Origin of the sequence: Lactiplantibacillus daowaiensis, from assembly GCF_005405085.1 — a bacterium.
GTDB classification, from domain to species: domain Bacteria; phylum Bacillota; class Bacilli; order Lactobacillales; family Lactobacillaceae; genus Lactiplantibacillus; species Lactiplantibacillus daowaiensis.
In genome coordinates, this window is the sequence record NZ_BJDJ01000001.1 from 247,543 (window position 1) to 270,164 (window position 22,622).

Consider the following 22,622-nt stretch of genomic DNA (forward strand, 5'->3'; position numbering starts at 1 on the left):
TCAGAAAAACTAAGCCACCGACAACTAATTCAAAGCCGATAACATGCCAGCTAAGAAGTCACCAGATGTTCCGACATAAGCATGTTGCGCCACTTTAAAGATTGGCGCGGTCTCATCTTGATTGACGGCAATAATATGCTTAGCACCGACCATCCCAATGACAAATTGATCCGCACCAGAGATCCCAATCGTCAAAATAACTTCCGGCGTAACGGTTGCGCCACCAAGCCCAATTTGTTGTTCCACGCTAAATTGCTCCAACGTCGTTAATGGCCGGGTTACCGCAATCGCAGCCCCAATCCATTTGGCCAATTGTTGCGCTTGTAAAACGACCGTTGGTTCCAAAGCCCCCCGACCAAGCGCAATAATGCGTTTGGCGGTCCGCACATTACCAACATTAACAGGCACATCTTCAGTTAAATGCAATTCTTTGACGATTCGATGTAAATCTGACGTTTCCACCCGTTTAGCCATTGGAACTGGTCGATTATCGACGGCATTTTGATGGTCCGCCACCCCAAGTTCTAAGGCCCCTAAGTCTTGCATGATCCACTCAGTCGAGCCTTCCGCTAGATCCATCGCCCGCATATCGCGCAACAATTGTTCTAAGGGAAACTCATGGGTATAGGCCAAGCCACCGACAATTTGAATGGCCTGATTGGTCACATCAAAGCCTTGTTGCCCGCCATATAACTTGGCCATCGTCGCCGCAGCTTCAAAGTCGACGTGTTGATCAACTTGACTCGCCGCATCTAAAGCCAATAACTCACCAGCCCGCTTTTGAATCGTCATTTTGGCGACTTTCGTTTGCACTGCCGGAATCGTATTTAACGTCCCATCAACCACTTCGCGTTTAGCCGCATACATTTTGACACAATCTAGTGCGTGTTCCATCACTCCGGCTGAAATCGCCCCCATAAAGATACGGGCAATCGCTTGATTCCGCCGCGCAATCGCCAAGCCTTGACCTGGGCGACCTAACATATCTGCGGCCGTCAGTTGGACATCCTTAAAATGTAACCCCGCCACAGAAGTGCCCCGTAAGCCCAACGTGGTTTGCTTCGCCGTGACACTAACGCCAGGCATCGTGGTATTGACGATAAACGTCACAAATTCGCCGCGGTCATCACGGGCGAGGACCACATACGCTGTTGCTTGACCACCATTAGTCACAAAGGCCTTTTCACCATTAAGTGTCCAGCCAGTGTCCGTTTTAACGGCCATCGATTTGACCCCGCGTAAGCTCCCACCACTTGGTTCAGTAATCGCAAAACCCATTAAGTGATCATTGGCAGCACTCAAGTACCGTTTCTTTTGCGCTGGTGTCCCATAATGATCGATTTGATCAGCAGCTTTCCAAAGGCCTTCTAGCATCACCGCTAAACTCGCTGAACCACGCGCAATAGTCGACAAGACTACTGTCCGTGTTTGGGCACTCAAACCAGCCCCGTAAGGTTTGGCAATGCCTAACCGGGGGACTTTTTGTTGGATCAATAACTCATAAGCTGCTTGCGAGAATTCACCCGTCTGATCAATTTGATGATCCAGCGGCGCAATGTGTTTAGCCGTAAAGGTTTCCAGTTGCTTAACTAATGCCTGTTGGTCGGCCGTTAAATTCATTTCCATATCGGTATCCTCTTTTTCGTCTGCTGTTAAGTTAACTCTAATTTACCACAGTTTTTTCATAATATAACTACTAAAAAAGGCCGGACACAAGGTCCGACCGAAAAATTGGTCGCTTAGATTGAAAAACGTCGATTCCGAATCATTAAAACAATGACAATAATCAAACTTAATAAGGTAACTGCCGTATCGATTTGGAAGACATGTAAGACACTGACCGCCGTATCATTAATAATGAAACTTGATACTAATGGGCCCACAAAGAAGGTCAATGCCGTCGCAAAACTATAATAGCCCGTGACTTTTCCTTTTTGAGCTGGGAAGTATTGACTTAATAAGGTCAAACCAAGTTGCCAAATCCCACCAGCAGCAAAGAAGCCAATCACGACCGCCGTTAACCGGGCCCCATCTGCGCTAGGCATCATAACCATTTGGAGTAACGCCAAGAATGAAACTAACGTATAAACGAAGATTAGTTTGATCGGTTTAACTCGCGTAACTAATGATGACGTAATAAAGACTGAAATCAATGAAGCACTGGCATACCATGAAATTAAGGACTTCGAACTATTGGCACCTAGTTTTAACACGGTGCTCCCAAAGTTAGGCGCATATTGCGAGAAGATATAGAATGTGAAAGATAATGTAAAGCCAATCACAATTAGCAGACTGCCATCAATCAACATTGATGGTTTCGGGCCATCAGTTGGGGTCGCCGCCACTTGGGTTGGTTGCGCAACCGTCTTTTTAACGATGGTTTGTGGGGCAAACGCCGCCATTGCAATCAAGACGATATCTAAGACCATGATAATGACCATGGCAACTAGTGTGACTTTAGAATCTGGTTGTGCAGCAACGATAAATGGTAAAACAAATTGTGCTAACGACATTGCCGCTTTAACCAATGAATTCATGCTAGCTGCTTGGTCTTGGAACGCGTCAGTCAATGCCGGATAGCTCGCCGTATCACCAAAAGAGTTGGTAACACCCATAAACAACGCCGCCACACACGCACTGATCAAATTCGTACTAAAGAATAACCCTAGTAAGAACACGATTTGGGCAACCATCCCAATCAACATCGTGCCCTTGCGTCCAAGTCGATCTGACAAGTAACCGGCGATTAAGATCGTTAATAACCGGCCAATCCCAATCATGGCAATGACTGTAGAAATCCCTTTAACATCAGTGTGCCAGAGTGCTTGAAATTGAGTCCCGTACTGCGACACAATGATCGTTGCCATCCCTAAGATGGCATAATTAATGTAAATGCCGAGGGCTAATGGTAAATACTGTTTCCGTTTCATGTTCACAACCTGCTTTTCCTTAAGTTCCATGTCACTCACCTACCCGTTAATTTTAACGTGATAACTGTCACCATTGCACTGATTTAACCGCTTACAAAAATAAGCAATAATAGAATAATAACCAACGGCTATCAGTGGTGTCATGCAAACGACGCATGCTGGGAGGATAATCATCATCATTTGATATATTTTTCACAATCATCTTTACACTTACGATTTTAGCACTCCCGCTAAAGCTGTCTAATGACAGCTAGGCATTGAACCGATAGCCAGAGGTTATCAGTTCAATGTAAAACGGCTTAGGATTCAGCTCCTAAGCCGTTCATTTTTAATTATTTCACCGGTGTTACAAATCCATATTCTAAAATCTGCATATACGCTTTGGCTCGATCAACAATCCACTGTGCATCCGTCATGGTTTTCATCTCGGGGTGCAAATGCATCTGCGCCTGAAACTCGGTAAAAATTTGATTATAGACCCCCATGATCATGTTAATCACTAAGGTCCGATCAAGTTCTGGGCGCAACGCCATTTGATCGACCACATGCCCAATCTGCATTTGAATCACTTGCATCGATTGTCGGTATAATGCAGTCAACTGTTGTCGTGCTTTGGCAGGGAGCTGATCAAGCTTGCCATAAGCCTCAATCATGACCGCCATTTCATCCGGATGACTTTGACCAAACTCAGCTTTATATTTCGTACTCCGCACCACTAATGTCACCAAGTCATCTGGCGCATCAAATGCCCGCGGATTAATTGTGGTCATGATGGTTTCCGTCGCCGTTTGAACCGTTGCAAAATACAAGGCCTGCTTACTGCCATAATAATGAAAAATCAAGCCCTTAGAGACTTGGGCCACCGCTGCAATCTGATCCGTTTTAACACCAGCATAGCCGTGCTGCGCAAACTCATGGGTGGCCGCCTGCATGATACGTGCCACTTTTGCGGGATCTTTTGGAACTACTGTTGCCATCCAGAGACTTCCTTTCTATCAAGGCCCGTCATTGCGCTAAATCACGCCGCCGGTACCCCCAACTTGCTAGTACCAATATTAGCACAGTTAAGCCTAACAGCCACCAGTTCGTGGACCAGTCAATGGCTTTGATGGGCACTTTATTCACGAACCCTAATGGCGTTAACTGCTTGGCCCACTTCGGCAAATCAATCAAATTACCGAGGTATAATGAAAAGAAGCCATAAAAGACCCCCGCCCAAGCCAGATACCGGCCTTTAGGCCACCAACCGACTAATAAACTCGCCGCTGCAACCATCACAAACATTGCCGGTAAGTAAGCCAAAAGGACATGTTGATACGTGATCCAGTTAATCGGATCTTTCATCGCTGAACGCCCCATCGCATACATGCCAAGACAACCAGCCAAAAAGACCACTAACGCTTCTACAAGCGCAAAACCGGTGTAACTCGCCCAAACATGCCAGCGAGACGTTGCGGTGGCATAAACTTGATGCAAGTACCCTTTATTCTCGTCATGAACTAGTTTTAACATCGTTTGAACGGCCGGAATCAAGGCAACCACCACCATCACGATGGCCAAAACGGCAATAAAATTCTTCACAATGACGCGATTGGCTGCTGCCAGCGCTGCAGCACCTAACAGTTGTTTAATCGTTGGATTACTTTTAGCTAAATCACCGATGGTATTAAAGATCGACGCATATGACATTCCGAGCAACGCATTACCAATGACCCAAGCAAGCAATGTACCACGACTTTGCCGCCATAATAACGTAGTCGGTCCCATTAAAACTGGTGACGCTTTTGCGCGTCCTTGACGCGTGACTAATAGGCCTGCACCTAAGTCACGGCGTTGATTAAAGTACATCGCCAAATTCAAACAGACTAACCCAAATAACAACATCATGAAGACGGGTTGCCACTCATTGGCTTGATAAATATTAAGTTTTTCAATCCAACCAAATGGCACCCACCACGTTAACTTGGGCTGACTGACATCGGTACTCATCCGTGCCACATACATCACGCCAAAGACCGCATAGCTAAGCATCGTGGCGCCACTAGCACTATCAGCTACTTGTGCTAGTAATAACGTCAACATCCCAAACATCCAGCCAATTGCAGCTAGCCCCGCGCCAATCAACCAATTACCAGTCGTATCCGCACCCGGCATCCCCGCCAGTTGGAGGCCAACACCAAATAACACGCCCACGACCAGATTTAAGCCCGTCAATTCAATCGTCGTCGCCACTAACGGTACTTGCCGACCAACCGCATGGGCCCGGACGAGTTCAAGTAAGCCCTCATCTTCTTCCCCACGGGTGCCAGCAACCGCCAACATGATATTCATGATAATCATAATTAAGGCCATAAAGACCACCATTTCAGTCGCAAAAATCTTGGCTGTCGTATAAGGTGCTTTGGCCGTAAATGCCCCGAACAAAGAAACCATCGCCGGCATCTTTAACGTTTTAACAATCGTATCGATTGCTGTCTGGGTGCCATAGATGCCATCAAATTTCGCAGCAATTGCTGTAAACAGGCCGACTAACGTGACGATCCAAATGAGTAGCTTGTTACGGTCACGCTTTAAGTTAAGGCGTAATAATTGTCCAACCATCGTGATCACTTCCCATCAGGTGTGCGCGCATCGTTAGGTGCTGCATAGTACCGCATGAATAAATCTTCTAATGTCGGTGGCGTACTCGTCAATGTAACGAGCTGTTGGCGGGTTAAATATTGCATCACGGTTGTGAGTTGATCCGCATCGACGGCAAAGCTCACATGATTATCACCATGTTTGGCCGTTAAACCATGTACGCCTGGTAAGGTCGTTAATGCTGACAAGGGCTGGACGGTTTGCACATCGATCGTTGTCCGCGTCAAATGCCGCATTTCAGCTAAAGTGCCCGTTTCAACGATCTGGCCTTCACGAATGATACCGATGCGATCACACATCTTTTCAACTTCCGACAAGATGTGACTCGATAACAAGACGCTTTTACCAGCTTGCTTTAAGGCTAAGACATGCGCTTGAAACGTCTGCTCATTTAATGGGTCTAACCCCGAAGTTGGTTCATCAAAAATATAAAAATCAGCGTTCGTTGAAAAAGCCGCGATCAAGGCCACCTTTTGGCGATTACCTTTTGAATAGGTCCGCGCCTTTTTACGGGGATCTAACCCAAATTCCTTAATCAAAGCATCTGTTTTTGCAGAATGGCGTTCCCCATTTAGTTTCAAGAACAAGTCGATAATCTCACCACCACTGAGGTTCGGCCATAGATAGACATCCCCTGGCACATAAGCAATCCGGCGATGAATCGCCACGCTATGTTGCCAAACGTCTTGCCCAAAAATCGTGGCTGAACCACCACTCGCTTTTAAAATCCCCAATAGTACCCGGATCGTCGTTGATTTTCCCGCGCCATTCGGTCCGATAAACCCAAAAACTTCCCCTGGATAAATCGCAAAGTCAATATCCTTTAATGCTTCAAACTTGCCGAAACGCTTTTGTAAATGATTCAGTTGTAATAGTGGTGTTGCTGTTGTCATGCTCAAGACCCCCTTATTAAGGCACCAATTTTAGTCAGTGCTCAAATTCAGCCATCATGATAGTCTTAATTGACTCACAAGTCAATGACTGACGAGTCAATATGGTAACCCAACTTTCCAACCGTTGTAAAACGCTTGACAAAGGGCGCAGTCACGCCTAAAAAAGGCCAAAAAAATAACACTGATCGGCTTGACCAGTGCCCACGTTGAGGACAATAAATAATCTGAGACAGTCTCACACCTTATTGTCAACGTAATTACTCAACGGTAATTACCGCTTTCAATTATACGCTATTTCCGACCTGATTTGGACAGATTTTAGAATTTCACTAAAATCCCCAACCAAAAAGGCGACGTCAAAATGACGTCGCCTAACTGATTTATGTACGCGTTTTATTCCGCGCTAGTTTTGGCATATGCTTCTAAGACTGGGACCACGTAACGTTCTTCAGCTTGTTTGCGCGCCAAGATGGCATCATCCATATCCGCAAACTGTTGATTTAAGACCAAGCGGCCACGATACATTAAACGTGCGACCCATTTTTGGGAGCAACGGTCAAACGACACGCCAATGACCCCACTACGGTTACGACTGTTAGGTTTTAAGCGATCCACGGAAGTCCCTTGATACAAGGGCAAGTTATCACTACGACCCATGTTTTTACGGGTTTGGGGGTTTTCAAAAATATTTTTGCGGCTGACATCGGCCCGTAAGCAACCACAACTCTTGGTAATGCCTTTACGTAACCGATAACTATCAACCACGACCTGCTGACCACATGAACATTGACACAACCAGCGGGCGTTCCCATTAGGGGCACTCTTAGCTCGTTTAATGACGGTCAATCGGCTAAATGTCTCTCCTGTTAAATCTTTTAGTCGCATCAAAATCACCTCGATAATTTTATGTCCAATCGATGCGGCAGCACCCTATACCAATTGAACTTAGTTTCTAATCTATACTGATTTTATGAAATAAGTATGACGAATACCAAAATATTCATAGTATTATTTATAGATATTTTAATTTTGCATGACTAAAAGTTACAATACCGCGTATCCCAGCTTTAGTCTTTACATATCATACTACTATCAACTCGAGGTGTCATGTAAAATATTATTATATTTATACAAATGATAAATCCTAACGAAGACCCGCCACTAAACCGTTACATGTTAAGCATCAACCAGTGGTTTTCAGTTTATCACTTGTTAAGTCAAACAGCCATCAAAAAAGCCTGTTAGGTTTACCCCAACAGACTCTCGCTTATTTTTTATAATGGCCACAACCCTAGCCAGCTCATCACGTTGATCTGGGCTTCTGGTGGAACGAGTGGGCGTAAGGCTTGCTTGATCTCATCGACACTCGCCGGCGTTCGCAAATCATACCAATAAGTCCCCTTATGGTCCTCACCAACAAATGACCAAACCCCTAAGTCGGCTACGGCTTTTAAGTCTGGTGTCGTTGGCATATGCCTTAAAAACACATGCATCGTTGGTTGCCAAGCACCATCATTATCGCGAGCACGCAAACGTAGTTGCCGCACTTGACGATGAACTTGATGGGCCTTTAATAATTCCCACAAAGTTCCCAGCAACCAGATCCAGGGGCCAATACTATACGTCCAAGGTGGCGCTTGTAGTGCTACCAGCAGCATGATAATGAGCGTCAGTGCGACGACCCAACTCAGCGTCCAAATATTGGCCAAGTTTAGCCATCGTTCCCGCAACCCAATCGCCACCTTTAAACGCAATTGATCATCCGTCGTCGTATCCACTGGTGTTGATTGTAGCTCTGGTGCCGTCGTCCCTGAATAGACCACTTGGATAACCGGCTTTTTTAGCGTCACAATGGCCAACACTTTAAATAACTGACTCGTGCCGACAGTCGTATCAACATCGACCGGCACATATTCCGTAAATAACCGATAATGGTCAGTCGTCGCCACAAAATCATACCGACTTCCCCGCACTTGCTTCAATAACCAGCCCCGTTTAGCCAATTGATTGAGCCACTTCAGCTCGGCTTCAGAACCTTTAATAAAATTACGATAACGCCACATCGCGCTCATCTCCCCCAAAACAGCCCCATTGTTTACCGGCTACAGTCGCACGTTCTTCATAATCTGATTCAACAATGCCAAGCGGTCGCGTTCAGCTGCCAAGACCGCAGTCCCACTACCCGTAATCTCATACGTATGGGTCTCATCAGCATCAACGCGTTCAGTAATCAAATAGTCCCGGGTCATCATATGCAAATTAGTATACAGTGTCCCTAACCCTAATTGGAGTTGGCCATTGGTCAAACTCGCGATTTTTGCCGGAATTTCCGCACTACTAATCGGCTCACACACACTCACTAAAGTTAAAAAGGCCGCTTCCGTTAACGGTTCATACTTATCGATCAATCGTTGATACAACTCTGTCGCCATCTAGCTCACCCTCTATTTAGAAACCGGTTTCTTTTAGCTAAAAGTATGGACCACTCTGAATCTAAAAGCAAACTAAAAACGCGTCCTAGCAAAGCTGGCGCGCCCTTAGTGGTAACTAAATTTAATGAACTTGAATATCGGCAACCACCGTACTCGTTTCATATGGGAAATGTGACTCTGAAACTTCAAACGGTTGCCCGTCATCAGTATAACTGACTTGGTTGATCACTAAGATTGGGTCTCCCAGCGTGGCGTCCATGGCTTCGACATCTTCAGCGGTCGCTTTAGCTGCTGAAATGATCCGATGTGAACCGGCAATCGCCATCCCGCCTTCTTTTTCTAAGTACCCGTAAATCGAGCCCATGAGCACATGCTTGGTCAAGGTCACGATATTCGTCGGCATAATCGTATGTTCATACGCCCAAACTTTACCGTCAACAAACCGGGTCCGCCGAATCACATAAACGGGATCCATATCATCGATCATCAATTGTTCGGCTTCACGTGGTGTTGGCAGCCGGGCTTGTAATTCTAAGACTTTACTCGTCACCTTTTTGCCCGCGTTCGTCCGGGTCGTCCCAATAGGTTGATCCATCTGCGTCGCTTGCCGATTATCGGTTAAGCCAAAGTCTTTACGAACGAAAGTCCCGGCACCGCGCTTAGAATAAACCATGCCTTCAATAATTAATAATTGAATCGCCTTATGAATCGTAATGCGGGTCGTATCAAATGTGGCTGCTAATTTATTTTGATCAGGTAATAGTTCACCCGGCGCATACTTACCAGACTTGATTTGCTGGCGCAAGTTGTCGGCGATCACTTCGTATTTATAAGCCAAATCCTTCACATTCTTTCTTCAATGACATCTTGTCACATAGTTTAACCCATTTCGTTAACAAAAGGAAATAATTGTATATACTTTTTAGACCACTTGTCAATTTAGGGCTAACTAGACCAATTAGTTTCATCCACTCGCGGTAGCCGTTATAATGAAAACAGCACTAAAACTTACATTAATGAGGTGATCCCCATGGAAGTCCATACCTTAAAACTCGATCAAGAAGCTGTGATCTATTCCGCCGCTATCAAAGCTCTAGCAAGCTTCAAACCTGAAATCGACGTTGATTTTTCTAAAGTGACGAATCAAGAAGAGGCGCATATTCTAGCGCAAGCGACGACCGCCCAATTTACCGCCATCTTTGAAAAGCGCCTTGAAACTGGTTACGCCAAAGCCATCTCCAAGGGGCAACTCGCCGAATGGGGCGCCTATTATATGGCCCATAAAGTGCATCAATCGTGACCAATCAGTTCTAACCAATTCGACAATTAGTACCAACCAATCCGGTTGGTACTAATTTTTTTGAAATTTATCAATTTTTAGAATGCCGGTTTAAAGGCATTTATAGCCATATACTTTTAAAAGACTATACAAATTTAATCAAAAGGATTGTTTTTAGTTTAATTTGCGGTTATACTCAATGTTGTTAAGGAAAGCGCTTCCTGAAAAGATTGGTTTAGATTGGAGGAAATTATGGAAGTTTCACGTAGAATGCCCAAAGATTTCTTCTGGGGGAATTCAGTTTCAAGTATGCAAACTGAAGGGGCCTGGAATATCGATGGTAAGGGCCAATCGGTCTATGATGTGCGCCCAGCCACTGAGCACACTGCGGATTGGCACGATGCTATCGACGAATATCATCGCTACGACGAAGATTTGGATTTGATGCAAGCTATGCATATGAATATGTATCGCATCCAAATCTCTTGGTCGCGGGTGGTGCCCGATGGTGACGGTGAATTCAACCCAGCTGGAATTGCCTTTTATGACCGCTTGGTTGATGGGATGCTTAAACGCGGCATCACGCCGATGATCTGTTTATATCATTTTGATATGCCATTAGCGTTAGCCCAAAAAGAAAACGGATTCATGTCACGTCACACGGTTGATGCGTTCGTCCGTTTTGGGAAAAAGATGATTGAACACTTCGCTGACCGGGTCAAATATTGGATCACGTTCAACGAACATAACTTGTACTTTACCAGTGAAGTATTCAATATTTCAGGGTACGAACACGGGGATCGGTCATTAAACGATCTTTACACCATTTTCCATCATACGATGTTGGCCCATGCGCAACTCGATGCGTTTGTTCACAGTCACTACGATGATGTGCAATTTGGTGGCATGATTGCTTATACACCAGTCTACCCGGCTACTTCCAAACCCAATGATGTTTTCGCCGCCCGGCAATTAGATCAATTCTTAAATAATAATTTGAATGATGCATTCGTACATGGCCACTACGCTCACGAAGTCTTAACCTTTATCAACAATCACGATATCGATTATGACCACCAAGTTGGTGATGACCAAATTTTGGCCGCCATGCATGCCGATTTCTTAGCCTTTAGCTATTATCGCACGACGACGATCAATGCCGACAAAGTGCCTGCGGGTACCGCGCCGAACCATTATTTGGACTATGGAATGGAATCAAATCGCTTCCTTAAAGCTAACCAGTGGGGCTGGACGATTGATCCGCTGGGATTCCGCAACATGATCACCGATCTCTATAATCGCTACGACGTGCCCGTCTTCCCAATCGAAAATGGGATTGGCTTAGAAGAGCACTGGGATGGTGAACACATGATTGAAGATGACTTACGCATCCAATATCATCGTGATCACATCGCCGCGATGAAAGATGCGATGTTCTTAGATGGCGCAAAAGTCTTGGGTTACTTGGGCTGGGGGCTCATCGATATTCCAAGTTCACATGCCGACATCGAAAAACGTTACGGGGTCGTTTATGTCAATCGCAGTAACCATGATTTAAAGGACCTCAAACGAGTGCCAAAGAAGTCCTATTACTGGCTACAGTCAGTTTTAGCAAAAAATGGAGATGAATTGTAATGGAAAACAGCAATAGCAGTAACAGTGCTTTTAGTAATTTCATTAACAACAAAATTTTGCCACCGGTCATGAAGTTCGTTAATACCCGTCCGGTCAAGGCTTTACAAGATGGGATGGTTTACGCCTTACCATTTATCATTATTGGGTCAGTCTTCTTGATCTTATCAAACGTGCCAATTCCAGCCGTTGCCGCCGTTTTAAAGGCTTCTGGTTGGGCCGCCTTCTTTAACCAAGCATATACCGCGACCTTTGCGATTATGTCAGTTTGGGCCGCCGTTGGGATTGCCTACGTATATGTTCGTAACGAAGGTTATGAACCCCTCCCTGCTGGGTTGACCTCACTTGCCACTTTCTTTCTTTTGCAAACGCTTTCGATTGACAATCCGTTAACGGCTGCCATGGGTAAAGCTGGTGCTGGGATCACTAACGCCGCTGGTAATGTGGTGATGTCTGGTTCAGCTGTTAGCGCCAATATCGATAAGTTACCTAAAGCCTTACAAGGGTTCTTAACCACGCCAGTTAGTGGGGTTATCAACTTAACTTGGCTCGGTGGTCAAGGGATGGTTGCCGCCATCATTATCGGGATTTTAGTTGGTTGGGCTTACTCCGCAATGTTACATGCTGGTTGGAAGATCACCTTACCAGAACAAGTCCCTGCAAGTGTTGCTGGTCAATTTACAGCCATGATTCCTGCCGGTGTCATCATTACTGGTTCAATGTTAATTTACGCGGCCATTGATTTCTTTGGCAAGACCGATTTATTGCAATTAATCTATAAATTATTACAAACCCCATTACAAGGGTTATCAGATTCACTTGGCGGTGCCTTAGTCATTGCCTTCTTAGTCCCATTCTTCTGGTTCTTTGGGGTCCATGGTGGGTTAATCATGGGGGCCATCACCAGTGGGTTATTAATTCCTAACACGGCCGACAACGCAGCTTTATATAAAGCTGGCAAATTGACTGTTGCTAATGGCGCCCACATTGTTACCAACGAATTCTACAACAACTTCATTAACTTAACTGGTTCTGGGATTACCATTGGGTTGGTTATCTTTACTATTTTCGCCGCTCATTCTGTCCAATTGAAGACCATTGGGAAGATTGAATTGGTCCCTGCATTGTTCAACATTAACGAACCATTCTTGTTCGGGTTGCCATTAGTTATGAACCCATTCTTGGCAATTCCATTCTTCTTAACACCAGTTATCGTTGCTTTATCAACTTACTTGGTTATTTACTTCGGGATCGTGCCACCGTTGAACGGGGTTGCCGCACCATGGACGACACCAGCGATTATTTCAGGGTTCTTGATCGGTGGTTGGAAGATGTGTATCTGGCAAACCATCACCTTGGTTATGTCAACGGCCATCTACTTCCCATTTGCTAAGAAGTACGACAAAGTCTTGAAGAGCCAAGAAGACGCTAAGGCCGCTGCTGAAGCTGCTGCCGGTAATGCCGCTGCTGCCAAAGCCTAAGTTTTAGGCTGTTTGAAAGGATGAATTGATTATGGCTGAAAAAATTATCATGTTAGCTTGCTCCGCTGGGATGTCAACGTCCCTCCTCGTTTCAAAGATGCAAGCCGCTGCTAAAGCAGATGGCGTAGATTACAAAATCTTTGCCACCTCTTCAGCAGATATTGATCATCAATTAGGTTCTGACGAAAAGCCCGATGTCTTGTTACTCGGACCACAGATTCGCTATATGGCTAACGATGTCAAAAAGAAGACCGATAAAGCCGGGATTCCAATGGACATCATCAACATGTCAGACTACGGGATGATGAATGGTGAAAACGTCTTAAAGACCGCTGAAAAGTTATTAGGTGACGCTTAAACCATGTTTCACGTGAAACATCTCGACACATAAGATAACTAAAAAGGTGCCTCACATCAGTTATTCAACTGGTGTGAGGCACCTTTTTAGTTATGGTTTAGTTTTCAACTTTAACCTGCCGTAACGCATCCTTCACCGCACTTTTAAGGGCGCGACTTGACGTTGAGGCCCCTGAGACCACGTCAACATCATAACTATTAGCCGCGACCATTTCAGCGGGCAGTTGATCTAAGGCCGCTTGACCGACATCAGCACTCTCACTTTGACGGACCACTTCGACTTTTTGTAACGTCTGATCAGCATAAGTAATCCGAACGACGACTTGACCACCAATTCCGTTTTCACTAGTCCCTAGATATTGATTAGGGCCAAGTTCAATTGTACTTAGATCATCGGCAGCGCTTAAGTTATCACCACCTAAAGTCGTTGGCTTTTGGCTCGCCGACGTCGTCGCATCATTAGCTGCAGCGCTCATTGGCGTATCAGCCTTAGGTTTAGCCGCATTCTCACCGGCAATCTTCCCAAAGATCAAGCATTCAGCTAGGTTGCCACCGCCTTGATATTGGTTCGCACAAATGCCACCGAGTTCACCAGCCCCATATAAATGTGGAATTGGTTGTTGGTTGCTATCCAAGATTTCAGCTTGTGCGTTCCGGCGTGGGCCACCTTGGGTATTCAACACATCATGAGTCAATGGTGCGGCATAAAATGGGCCAGCGCCAAAAGCCCGCATTGAAGCTGGCTTGCGGCCATACGCATAATCATGCCCCTGGTTGGCAAAGGTGTTAAAGTCTGAAATTGTTTGCGTCAAGGTCGCCCCATCCGCGTGCATTTGTGTTGCCAACTCGGTTAAGCTGTCCGCTTTTACTAACGTCTGTAAGAAATCAGCGTATGGGATCTTGGCATCAGCTTTAAACTGGTCCAATTGCGCTTGATCAAAGACCAAGTATGGATGGACATTGGTCCGTGGCACGCGCCAAGTCCCATGATCGTAAATATGACCATGCCGATTAGGTTCGTCTTCCTTGAAGTAACGACTGCCATCATCACCGACGGTCACAATGCTCCCAGTATAAAGGTCGGGCCAAGCATTGACGATCAAGCGGGCCCGTTCACCGGCCGGCACATCGAACGCCATCCCATGTAACATGCCTAACGCTTCATAATTTTGCATATGCCACATATCAGCGCCGACTTCTTCAGCCATCTTGATACCATCACCACGATTATATAGCGTCCCGAGCGGTGCCAAATGATCCGCACCTAAATAGTCCTGAACTTGTGCTTGGTTATTTTCAAAGCCACCCATCGCCATTACCACGCCATTTAAGGCCCGCACGTTAATCACATGTTCGTGACGTTCAATCTGAACCCCAACAACCGCCTTAGTCAATGGGTCCTGAATCAAATGCTTTGCTGGTGCCTCTAACCAAACATCGATCTTGTCAGCCCGATCAATGACCTTTTGCCGCAAGATTTTCCATAAGGCCGCATCAAAGAAGCCCCCATGAACGGTCGTAAAGTCATAACTTTTGACCCCGTCATATTCCGGATATTCAAAGATGGCATCCTTAATGTTCACATCCGTCGAATCCAAGTCAAAGTTACGCTTAAAGCTAAACGGTTCGACCCCTAAGTAATCACGTACATAGTCGCGCATATTGACCATGCCCTTAACATAGGTGTTGATCATCGTTTCATCCAATTGCATTGGTACCGTTAAATTCTGATAGTACGTTTTTAATGCATCAAAGTTATCGCCAGTCCCAATCAATTGAGCTGAATACCGGGTATTGCCGCCTTCGTGACCATTTGGTGCGACATCCGTTAATAAGACTTTTGCACCCGCATCAGCTGCAAATCGGGCCGCCGTGGCACCGGCACCTCCAAATCCTAAAACAATCGTATCGTAAGTCGCATCCCACTTGAGCTTTTCAACATCGACCATCCTGATCAGCCTCCTTCAAAAATTTGTGTTTAAATTCACAACTAATTTGAACAACTCCATTATGCAATCGCTTACGTGTGTTGTAAAATTACTTTCAACTGGTATCATGATAATAAATTTATTATTAAATTAACAAGATGACATTAAGCCTTATTATGATTGGAGCACTAACATGGATCAACGTCTCGGCGACTTCTTAGCCGCCATTGAAACTACCGGTAATATGACGAAAGCTGCACAAAGTCTCTTCATTACCCAACCTTATATTAGTCAAACGATCAGTCGCGCAGAAGTCGAATTACAAGTTGCCCTCATTAACCGGGCCCATCAGCCACTGACCTTAACGTACGCGGGAAAACGCGTTTTAACTTACTTACAAGCACAACATCAATTACAAGAAGCGATGCAACAAGAATTAAAGCAATTAACCAATCATGCGGCCGGTTCCCTCACCTTAGCCATCAATCAACCGTTAGCTGAAGAATGGCTACCGCAAATCCTGCCCGCCCTTTACAGTCAATTCCCCCAGCTACACTTAAACGTGCAAGAAATGACGACTAGTGATGCTGAGCAGTTATTGCCAGCTGGTAAAATCGATGTCTTTATTGGCAAAGCCATCCATGACAATCGCTTAGCCTACCAGCCCATTGGCCGCACGCAACTGGCATTAGTGGTCCCACAAAGCATTGCCATTAAGCCCCAACCGCAACAACCACTAGCCGCACTGACCAATCAAAATTTCATTCGCATTATGGCACCCTCACGTTTCCAAGAAATGGTTGATCACTATTTTCAAGATAATGGGATTACCGTTATCAATCGCTTAGAAGTCCCCAATTCTCACGTGGCTTTGGCCTTTGCACTAGCCCAACTTGGCAGCATGATTACTGGGTTCAAAGATGCACAGGCCGCTCAAAGTGCGCATCCTCATCAACTACAAGTCTTTCCGATTCCAACTGACCAAGTGGTCTTAGACATGGGCATTTCATATCCGGTTCACCGACACAGCGCGATAATGACGAAGTTGGTCCAACTCGCCACCACGATTTTACCGACGCTAGCCTAAAAAAGCCGCCGCAAAAAAATGCGACGGCTTTTTGTCTTCAATTTCACCATTTTTTACTGATTAGTCAAAATTAAGATTTTAGCAACCATTGTAGTTGTGCCAATGCCGCTTGGTGGTCTGCTGAACTGTGCTGGGCCACATAATAATAGGTCAACGTTTCGCGATACATCGCTTGTCGGGCAGCTTTGAGCTGATAATAGCGATCAAAAGTTGTCACAAAAACTGAAGCTGACGCACTAGCCGCTAATTCGCGATCACAAAATTGTCGTAATTCCGCTTTACTCAACCGGGTCCGAACGATCGGCGCTAAGTCTGGCTGGGCCGTTAGCCGGGCCAGTAATGCCGTTTTTAATGCTGAAGCGGGGTGTCGCTCTAATGATGCCTTGATAGTCGTACTTGTCGTTAATGCTGCCAACGCTTGTAAATCAGCTAGTGCTAAAACTTGCCCCCATCGGGTGGATAATAAACGTTGCCAATCCGAAATTTGTGCTGCTTGTTGATGATACGTCCAACCCCAACAACTATTGAACACATCATCATAAAAGCGAGTCGTTTGTTGTTGATCCAATTGCTGCGTCACTTGATTCAAATCTTGTACAAAATCGCGTTTTAGCATCGCTAAGCGACGGACTTGAATTTGACCAGTCTGCGCATACTCGGCCACGATGACGCCAAATTGATACGCATTCAACAATGGTCGCCCTTTCACCGGCGAATTCAGTTCGCTGAACTTTTCACGGGCAAGCGATCGTTCGGGGCGTAACACGATGATGGTCGCCAATTGCCGCAAATATCGCTGATACGCTGGACTAGTCCGCAACTGTTGTTCGGCGTTAACTGCCGCGGTCTGAGCCGCTTGACGGACTTGGGTTTGTGCTGCTTGGGCCTGCGCTTTAGTCGTCGCAACCCGATCAGCAATCACTTGTTTTTCTTGGGCGACTAGCTGATCATACGTCGTTAAAGTAGGGCGTAATTCAGTTAACGGCAAGGCCGTCGTCCGGCGGCGCAAATAAGTCGTTACCGTCGTATTGGTCGTCGTTTGCACTTGCCGCACTTGTGGTTGCCAGTCACTTGGCAATTGTGGTAACAGCGGCTTGGTAAACATGATTGTCGGTACGGTTGGCGCTTGCGCCGTTAACCGTTGATATTGGGCTACCGCATAGAAGTTTTCTTCAGTTGTAATAACCATTAAATAACGGGTTTCCGCATTCATAAACTTCTTGACACATTCAGACCCCACGACCAATTCACGCTGGTCGTGCTTATTTTGCACATGATATTCGTAGCGGACCGGCTTATGACAGAGTTCGCAATGTTGCCAAGCCTGCCGATCATCATTTTGGTTAATAACATATGGTAAACTAGCCAACAACTGCCATTCATGACTACAAGCCGTTAACCAGTCCGCATGGTCATGCATGATCAAATTGCGGACCGTTGGTTGTAAAAAGTCGCTATCCGCTTTAACCGTCACATGATCATATAGTAACCGATTGATTTGTTTTAAAGTCGTTTGACGTCGCGCTTGTTCACTCAACCGGAAGAAACGATTCTCGGCTGGGGTAATTAATGTTGTAGGCTGTGCCATGAAATCCCTCCTCACTAAAAAACTAACTTTCTTAGCATAGCATATTCTGACGCTTAACTCAGTCTCGTGGTTTGTTGACTAAGTATAATTCTGATAATAATGAGGTTTTATAAAGGTTTACTTAAGCCGCCATTTGTCAATCGGTTAATCGTTATTAATCACGTTAATTAGCCTAACAACGCTAACAGCCAAATTTTCAACTTTATCTTGGTGAAAGATTGCAGCCTAAAAATTAAGGTGCTAAACTGTCCTTGTTTCAACGAACTAGTACATTATATTTAAGGGGGATTTTCATGATGAAAAAAATTAATGTATTGTTAGCCACTGTCGCTTTGGCTTTACCATTAGCCGCGGCACCTTTAACTTCGGCAACCACGTTAGTCGCTAACGCCGCTACTAAGACGACGGCTAAAAAAGCAACCGCTAAAAAGAAGACCACGACTAAGGCTAAGACCACAACTTACACATTAAAGAAGGCCACCTCCATCAAGAAGACGGCTTATCATGCTAAGAAGGCTGGCGCTAAATACACCATCACATTCGCTGCTGATCAGGCTAAGGCAACCGTCAAGACTTCTAAGACTAAGCTTTCAACTAAACAAACTTATACGGCCGCTAAAAAAGTCGAATTAACAACTGGTAAGAAGGGTGCCAAGACGGTCACCTACTTACACCTCAAGAACAGCAAAGGTGCTTACGCTGGTTGGGCGAAGGCTTCCGAATTAACTGCCGGTGCTTTAAAGTAATCACCAACACAAAAAAACGCATCGTCGCGATGACGATGCGTTTTTTGCTGACCAAATTGTTAATCGAACATTTTCTTCGTTGCTTTTAACAAGGTCTTTGGATCTTTATCATACCGTGGTGTCTTAACCAAGTTGCTCATTGGTACCCCAGCAAAGTGATAAGCCGCAATTTCACCAGAACGAACCGCACTTTGTTCCGTGAAGATCATTTGGTAAGGTTGTTCCGCAAATTCACCAGTGAAGGCCAAGTTTGTTGAATGCTTTGGTAAGACTTCTGGCCGATCGCTCTTTGCCCGGTTGTTGAATAAGGCCGAGGCGTATGGCATATAAACCGGAATATTGTTGATAATGCTATCTAAGATTTCCTTTTCCTTGTCCTTAATGTTGCCTGGACCTGGATCAACCTTGGATAATTGTCCGATCAATTCTTGAGCCATTTCTTTCCCAGTCATTTCAATGTATGGCTTATGAACGAATTCACCCTTCCGACGTGGATAGAGGAAGTAACCCCAAAGGACTGTTTCATTAGGATTTTGCGTGGTGAAGTGTGGTTGATGATGGACCACGATCGACATGTTGACATCCTTTTGATTCAACGCAGTAATTGGCGTGGTTGATAAGAAGGAGTTCAAGGCATTCCCAGGTTCTTGCGTCGTAATCCGCACGATTTCGTTTAAGAACAAGTGGTCCTTAGTCGTCAACGTGAAGCTGACCCATTCACTGGCATTCCGATCATTGAAGAACTTGTCGGGTGTCCCTAAGTTATAGAACCGTTCCGTCGCTTTCTTCCAAAGTGCGGCACTGATGCCATATTCCATATTTTCAGGTGCTGGCGTATTGTAATCACCCATCGTAGCCGAGTCGGTAATTGACCCGTTAGTAAAGATAACCGCCGTATCATCATCGACTTCCACGGTTTCACTTTCACCAGAAGCGACGTCTTTAACGACTAAACCAGTCACCGTGATTTCATCTTGCATGGCCGTGTCTTTAAATTCCCAATCTTCGACGATCTTGTTGTCGATGAACGTGACATTTTGACCTTGTAAGTACTTAATTAATGGTTCAATCATACTTTCAAATTGGTTGTAACGGGTCCGGTTGACCCCAACCAAATGTTCAATTTGCGTAAATTCATAAATCATTTGATGCATGTAACGACGAAGTTCTTGCGCTGAACTTTGCGTCCGGAATGCAAACGTGGTTTCCCACATGTACCAGAAATTGGTTTGGAACATGTGTGGATCGTCAGCGAAGTAGTCGGCAATTGTCACGTTGTCGAGCTTTTCTTCTTCGTTATCTGGCATCATGATCAATTTCGTTAATAAAGCCCGGTCTTTATTGTTAAAGCCTAGCTTACCAGCATTGATGATCCCTTTGCCACCTTGTAACAAGCGGGCTTTGTCAAAAGTCCGATGTTTCGCATCAAAGTCGCGGGTATCTTCTGCGGCGGTCATGCCTGGTTCCGTAATTGATGGAATCCGATCAAGCAATTCCATTAAATCAACATAGGTCCGGTAGTTTAACATCCGACCCCCACGTGCCACGTAACCAGTCGTGTTTTCCATTGGATGATTCTTGTTCCAATATTCATTGGTGAAGTCAGTGGTTACCCCACCATCGTTAGCACCATGCATATCAACACCATAGAAGGTAATATCTTTACCGTCCCAATGGCCATCTTGAATCAGATAAACAGCTGCGGCCATATTTGATAGCCCAGCACCAATCATAATCGCTTTACTTTTAACCATAAATAACGCCCCCAAAATAGGTATTTGTTAACGCTTACAGGTACATTATACAACTTGGATAACAGTTGTCCAGTTTGAACTGAAATCTTGGCTTAATTTTCATAAAGCCTTCATTATTTTCCACCATCTGGGCATTCGCCACGCGCGAAACAATTAAAGACGCGTATAATAGACTTATTAACAGAAGGAAGGGTCGAGATGACATATTTAATTTGTTCCGATGTCGACGGCACCTTAATGGTTGATCACACCCAGATGACACCGGCCACACGCCAAGCAATCCGCCAGATCATGGCACAAGGCAATCAATTCTACATTGCAAGTGGTCGGATGTTACCTTTGGCACGTCAAACGGCAGCGTTAATTGGTGGTCCAGTTAAGATCATCGCCGCTGATGGCGCCACCTTCGAACAAGGCGATCAATTAGTGACCAGCCATTTAGCCAATGCCAAACTAAAACTCATCTACCAAACGGCTTTGAGCAATAATTGCCGGGTCTTTTTCTTTGAGACCAATCGGATTTACTATACGGGCTGTGAACCCCCTTATCAAGCAAAAGCCGCGCATGCCCACACGGGTGGTTTGCCCAACGACTTGAACGTCATGCCCTTAATTGGCCCAGAATTTTTGCCAAACCTTGGCGATCATATTACCAATGCCATTGTTTACGGGCAACCAAGTGAACTAGCCCTCGTTCGGCAAATCTTAGTTGACCAAACCATGTTTAGCTTAACCAGTACTCCGGATCACTTAGAAATCGTGCCCCATGGGATTGATAAAGCTTTTGCACTAGCTTCGATTCAACGTCACTTGGGCATCGACCGAGCGCATACGATTGTTTTTGGTGATGCCTTAGAAGACATCAGTACGTTCAAGCTGGCTGGACACAGCGTCGCGATGGGTAATGCTAACGAAGCCTTAAAACAAGTCGCAACCGATGTGACTTTGTCAAATGATCAAGATGGTGTCGCCGTCTTTCTCCAAGACTTCTTCAACTTAAACGAAAATGTCGCCCATGGCTAGTTAAGACCCTTACAATTTAATGAGCTTAAACTTGGCTTAATTAAGTTTAGGCTTTTGTTAGGAAGTTTGACGAATTCCTTAAAATCGGCCCTAGTAAAATTGATTTTACTAACAATGCCGCGGTATGATAGTCCCCGAATAATTTATAGGGGGCTATTTTTGTGTCAACACCAACTTCAACTGGCAATTCTTTGTCCGCTAGAATTGCCGCGTTAGTATTCAGTTTAGTTTTAAACGCTTGTGGTAATGCCTTATCGATTGCATCTAACTTTGGTAGTGGCATTTGGACGGCCTCAGCCGTGAACATGCATGCCGCATTTGGACTAGATGTTGGGTTATTACTGTTCATTATTGGCTTCGTCAATGCTTTGACGAATCAATTATTGATTCATCGGCTAGATATCCCACGCTTTGCCGGTGAAATCCTCTTTGTGCTCTGTTTCAGCTACTTCGTCGATTTATTCACCGCTTTATTTACGATGATTGGCATTCCCCACTGGAACTGGATCATTCGGATGATTTTATCCATGGTCGGGGTCTCAACATTTTGTGTGGCGATTTCAATTTATCAACGGGCTAATATTTTTATGCATCCTAACGATGACACCACCAATATCTTGCGGTTCATGTATCTCAAAGGCAATGCAACGGCTTCACAGCTAATTGACTTTGTGCCACCAATCGTGATCATGATCATTACCTTTACGATGACGCATCAAGTCTTAGCCGTCAACGTGGGGACCTTTTATTCCTTCATTATGAACGGGATTTTAATGGCTCTTTGTCAACGGGTGTTGATGGAGGGTTTATGTGGAACTTCGTTCACTTGCGAACGGGGTTCCTTTTCTTTAC

At 45.2% G+C, this 22,622-nt stretch carries 20 protein-coding genes; 8 read left to right on the forward strand and 12 right to left on the reverse strand.

Annotation, left to right across the window (positions count from 1 at the left end; translation table 11 throughout):
• Window positions 1-24: 24 nt before the first annotated feature.
• The 9 genes from FFM75_RS01160 to FFM75_RS01200 all read right to left on the reverse strand — a co-directional run bounded on the left by FFM75_RS01160 (window position 25) and on the right by FFM75_RS01200 (window position 9,733).
• Window positions 25-1,626, reverse strand: coding sequence for an acyl-CoA dehydrogenase family protein (locus FFM75_RS01160; protein WP_137627358.1), 1,602 nt, complete (start codon window positions 1,624-1,626; stop codon window positions 25-27).
• A gap of 113 nt (window positions 1,627-1,739) precedes the next feature.
• Window positions 1,740-2,930, reverse strand: a complete 1,191-nt coding sequence (locus tag FFM75_RS01165) for an MFS transporter (protein WP_137627359.1) — start codon at window positions 2,928-2,930, stop codon at window positions 1,740-1,742.
• 332 nt (window positions 2,931-3,262) lie between these two features.
• Window positions 3,263-3,907, reverse strand: a complete 645-nt coding sequence (locus FFM75_RS01170; RefSeq protein ID WP_137627360.1) for a TetR/AcrR family transcriptional regulator — start codon at window positions 3,905-3,907, stop codon at window positions 3,263-3,265.
• 28 nt (window positions 3,908-3,935) lie between these two features.
• A complete protein-coding gene (locus FFM75_RS01175; protein ID WP_137627361.1) occupies window positions 3,936-5,531 on the reverse strand; it encodes an ABC transporter permease in 1,596 nt (531 codons plus the stop codon).
• Window positions 5,532-5,536: 5 nt separating this feature from the next.
• Window positions 5,537-6,463 (reverse strand): ABC transporter ATP-binding protein, encoded by a 927-nt coding sequence (locus FFM75_RS01180; RefSeq protein WP_137627362.1) that lies wholly within the window; start codon window positions 6,461-6,463, stop codon window positions 5,537-5,539.
• Window positions 6,464-6,856: 393 nt separating this feature from the next.
• A complete protein-coding gene (locus FFM75_RS01185) occupies window positions 6,857-7,348 on the reverse strand; it encodes an alcohol dehydrogenase (RefSeq protein ID WP_137627363.1) in 492 nt (163 codons plus the stop codon).
• A 389-nt stretch (window positions 7,349-7,737) separates the two neighbouring features.
• On the reverse strand, window positions 7,738-8,526 hold the full coding sequence (locus FFM75_RS01190) for a hypothetical protein (protein ID WP_137627364.1): 789 nt from the start codon (window positions 8,524-8,526) through the stop codon (window positions 7,738-7,740).
• A gap of 39 nt (window positions 8,527-8,565) precedes the next feature.
• A complete protein-coding gene (locus FFM75_RS01195) occupies window positions 8,566-8,895 on the reverse strand; it encodes a PadR family transcriptional regulator (protein ID WP_137627365.1) in 330 nt (109 codons plus the stop codon).
• 121 nt (window positions 8,896-9,016) lie between these two features.
• Complete coding sequence (locus FFM75_RS01200) at window positions 9,017-9,733, reverse strand: GntR family transcriptional regulator (RefSeq protein ID WP_137627366.1); 717 nt, start codon at window positions 9,731-9,733, stop codon at window positions 9,017-9,019.
• A 192-nt stretch (window positions 9,734-9,925) separates the two neighbouring features.
• On the opposite strand from FFM75_RS01200, the gene FFM75_RS01205 reads away from it, so the two are divergent.
• From FFM75_RS01205 to FFM75_RS01220, 4 genes are all read left to right on the forward strand, one after another.
• Window positions 9,926-10,195, forward strand: coding sequence for a hypothetical protein (locus FFM75_RS01205; RefSeq protein WP_137627367.1), 270 nt, complete (start codon window positions 9,926-9,928; stop codon window positions 10,193-10,195).
• Between the two features lie 231 nt (window positions 10,196-10,426).
• Window positions 10,427-11,809 carry a glycoside hydrolase family 1 protein gene (locus FFM75_RS01210; protein ID WP_137627368.1) on the forward strand — a complete coding sequence of 461 codons (1,383 nt, stop codon included), beginning with the start codon at window positions 10,427-10,429 and terminating at the stop codon, window positions 11,807-11,809.
• A complete protein-coding gene (locus FFM75_RS01215; RefSeq protein ID WP_137627369.1) occupies window positions 11,809-13,287 on the forward strand; it encodes a PTS sugar transporter subunit IIC in 1,479 nt (492 codons plus the stop codon). Before FFM75_RS01210 ends, FFM75_RS01215 begins: the two co-directional genes overlap by 1 nt.
• A gap of 31 nt (window positions 13,288-13,318) precedes the next feature.
• Entirely contained in the window at window positions 13,319-13,645 is a 327-nt protein-coding gene (locus FFM75_RS01220; RefSeq protein ID WP_137627370.1) for a PTS sugar transporter subunit IIB, read from the forward strand.
• A gap of 97 nt (window positions 13,646-13,742) precedes the next feature.
• Here FFM75_RS01220 and FFM75_RS01225 read toward each other — a convergent pair whose 3' ends face one another.
• Window positions 13,743-15,593: an FAD-binding protein gene (locus tag FFM75_RS01225; RefSeq protein WP_137627371.1), complete on the reverse strand. Its 1,851-nt coding sequence runs from the start codon at window positions 15,591-15,593 to the stop codon at window positions 13,743-13,745.
• 172 nt (window positions 15,594-15,765) lie between these two features.
• Here FFM75_RS01225 and FFM75_RS01230 point away from each other — a divergent pair, with 172 nt between their 5' ends.
• Window positions 15,766-16,659, forward strand: a complete 894-nt coding sequence (locus FFM75_RS01230) for a LysR family transcriptional regulator (protein ID WP_137627372.1) — start codon at window positions 15,766-15,768, stop codon at window positions 16,657-16,659.
• A 70-nt stretch (window positions 16,660-16,729) separates the two neighbouring features.
• Here the strand turns inward: FFM75_RS01230 and FFM75_RS01235 are convergent, their stop codons facing one another.
• Window positions 16,730-18,247 carry a hypothetical protein gene (locus tag FFM75_RS01235; protein WP_137627373.1) on the reverse strand — a complete coding sequence of 506 codons (1,518 nt, stop codon included), beginning with the start codon at window positions 18,245-18,247 and terminating at the stop codon, window positions 16,730-16,732.
• Window positions 18,248-18,540: 293 nt separating this feature from the next.
• On the opposite strand from FFM75_RS01235, the gene FFM75_RS01240 reads away from it, so the two are divergent.
• The gene (locus tag FFM75_RS01240; RefSeq protein WP_137627374.1) at window positions 18,541-18,993 is read left to right on the forward strand and encodes a hypothetical protein; all 453 of its coding nucleotides are present in this window, start codon (window positions 18,541-18,543) and stop codon (window positions 18,991-18,993) included.
• 59 nt (window positions 18,994-19,052) lie between these two features.
• Here the strand turns inward: FFM75_RS01240 and FFM75_RS01245 are convergent, their stop codons facing one another.
• Window positions 19,053-20,747, reverse strand: a complete 1,695-nt coding sequence (locus tag FFM75_RS01245) for an oleate hydratase (RefSeq protein ID WP_137627375.1) — start codon at window positions 20,745-20,747, stop codon at window positions 19,053-19,055.
• 198 nt (window positions 20,748-20,945) lie between these two features.
• Between FFM75_RS01245 and FFM75_RS01250 the strand changes: the two genes are divergently transcribed.
• Window positions 20,946-21,770 carry an HAD family hydrolase gene (locus tag FFM75_RS01250; RefSeq protein ID WP_137627376.1) on the forward strand — a complete coding sequence of 275 codons (825 nt, stop codon included), beginning with the start codon at window positions 20,946-20,948 and terminating at the stop codon, window positions 21,768-21,770.
• 161 nt (window positions 21,771-21,931) lie between these two features.
• Window positions 21,932-22,622: DUF6198 family protein (locus FFM75_RS01255; RefSeq protein ID WP_179951344.1), on the forward strand; the 691-nt coding region annotated here is incomplete at its 3' end.

Bases quoted from the DNA above. Each gene is read 5' to 3' on its own strand.
- FFM75_RS01160 (WP_137627358.1), bottom strand. From the start codon at position 1,626: ATGGAAATGAATTTAACGGCCGACCAACAGGCATTAGTTAAGCAACTG.
- FFM75_RS01165 (WP_137627359.1), bottom strand. From the start codon at position 2,930: ATGAAACGGAAACAGTATTTACCATTAGCCCTCGGCATTTACATTAAT.
- FFM75_RS01170 (WP_137627360.1), bottom strand. From the start codon at position 3,907: ATGGCAACAGTAGTTCCAAAAGATCCCGCAAAAGTGGCACGTATCATG.
- FFM75_RS01175 (WP_137627361.1), bottom strand. From the start codon at position 5,531: ATGGTTGGACAATTATTACGCCTTAACTTAAAGCGTGACCGTAACAAG.
- FFM75_RS01180 (WP_137627362.1), bottom strand. From the start codon at position 6,463: ATGACAACAGCAACACCACTATTACAACTGAATCATTTACAAAAGCGT.
- FFM75_RS01185 (WP_137627363.1), bottom strand. From the start codon at position 7,348: ATGCGACTAAAAGATTTAACAGGAGAGACATTTAGCCGATTGACCGTC.
- FFM75_RS01190 (WP_137627364.1), bottom strand. From the start codon at position 8,526: ATGTGGCGTTATCGTAATTTTATTAAAGGTTCTGAAGCCGAGCTGAAG.
- FFM75_RS01195 (WP_137627365.1), bottom strand. From the start codon at position 8,895: ATGGCGACAGAGTTGTATCAACGATTGATCGATAAGTATGAACCGTTA.
- FFM75_RS01205 (WP_137627367.1), top strand. From the start codon at position 9,926: ATGGAAGTCCATACCTTAAAACTCGATCAAGAAGCTGTGATCTATTCC.
- FFM75_RS01210 (WP_137627368.1), top strand. From the start codon at position 10,427: ATGGAAGTTTCACGTAGAATGCCCAAAGATTTCTTCTGGGGGAATTCA.
- FFM75_RS01215 (WP_137627369.1), top strand. From the start codon at position 11,809: ATGGAAAACAGCAATAGCAGTAACAGTGCTTTTAGTAATTTCATTAAC.
- FFM75_RS01220 (WP_137627370.1), top strand. From the start codon at position 13,319: ATGGCTGAAAAAATTATCATGTTAGCTTGCTCCGCTGGGATGTCAACG.
- FFM75_RS01225 (WP_137627371.1), bottom strand. From the start codon at position 15,593: ATGGTCGATGTTGAAAAGCTCAAGTGGGATGCGACTTACGATACGATT.
- FFM75_RS01230 (WP_137627372.1), top strand. From the start codon at position 15,766: ATGGATCAACGTCTCGGCGACTTCTTAGCCGCCATTGAAACTACCGGT.
- FFM75_RS01235 (WP_137627373.1), bottom strand. From the start codon at position 18,247: ATGGCACAGCCTACAACATTAATTACCCCAGCCGAGAATCGTTTCTTC.
- FFM75_RS01240 (WP_137627374.1), top strand. From the start codon at position 18,541: ATGATGAAAAAAATTAATGTATTGTTAGCCACTGTCGCTTTGGCTTTA.
- FFM75_RS01245 (WP_137627375.1), bottom strand. From the start codon at position 20,747: ATGGTTAAAAGTAAAGCGATTATGATTGGTGCTGGGCTATCAAATATG.
- FFM75_RS01250 (WP_137627376.1), top strand. From the start codon at position 20,946: ATGACATATTTAATTTGTTCCGATGTCGACGGCACCTTAATGGTTGAT.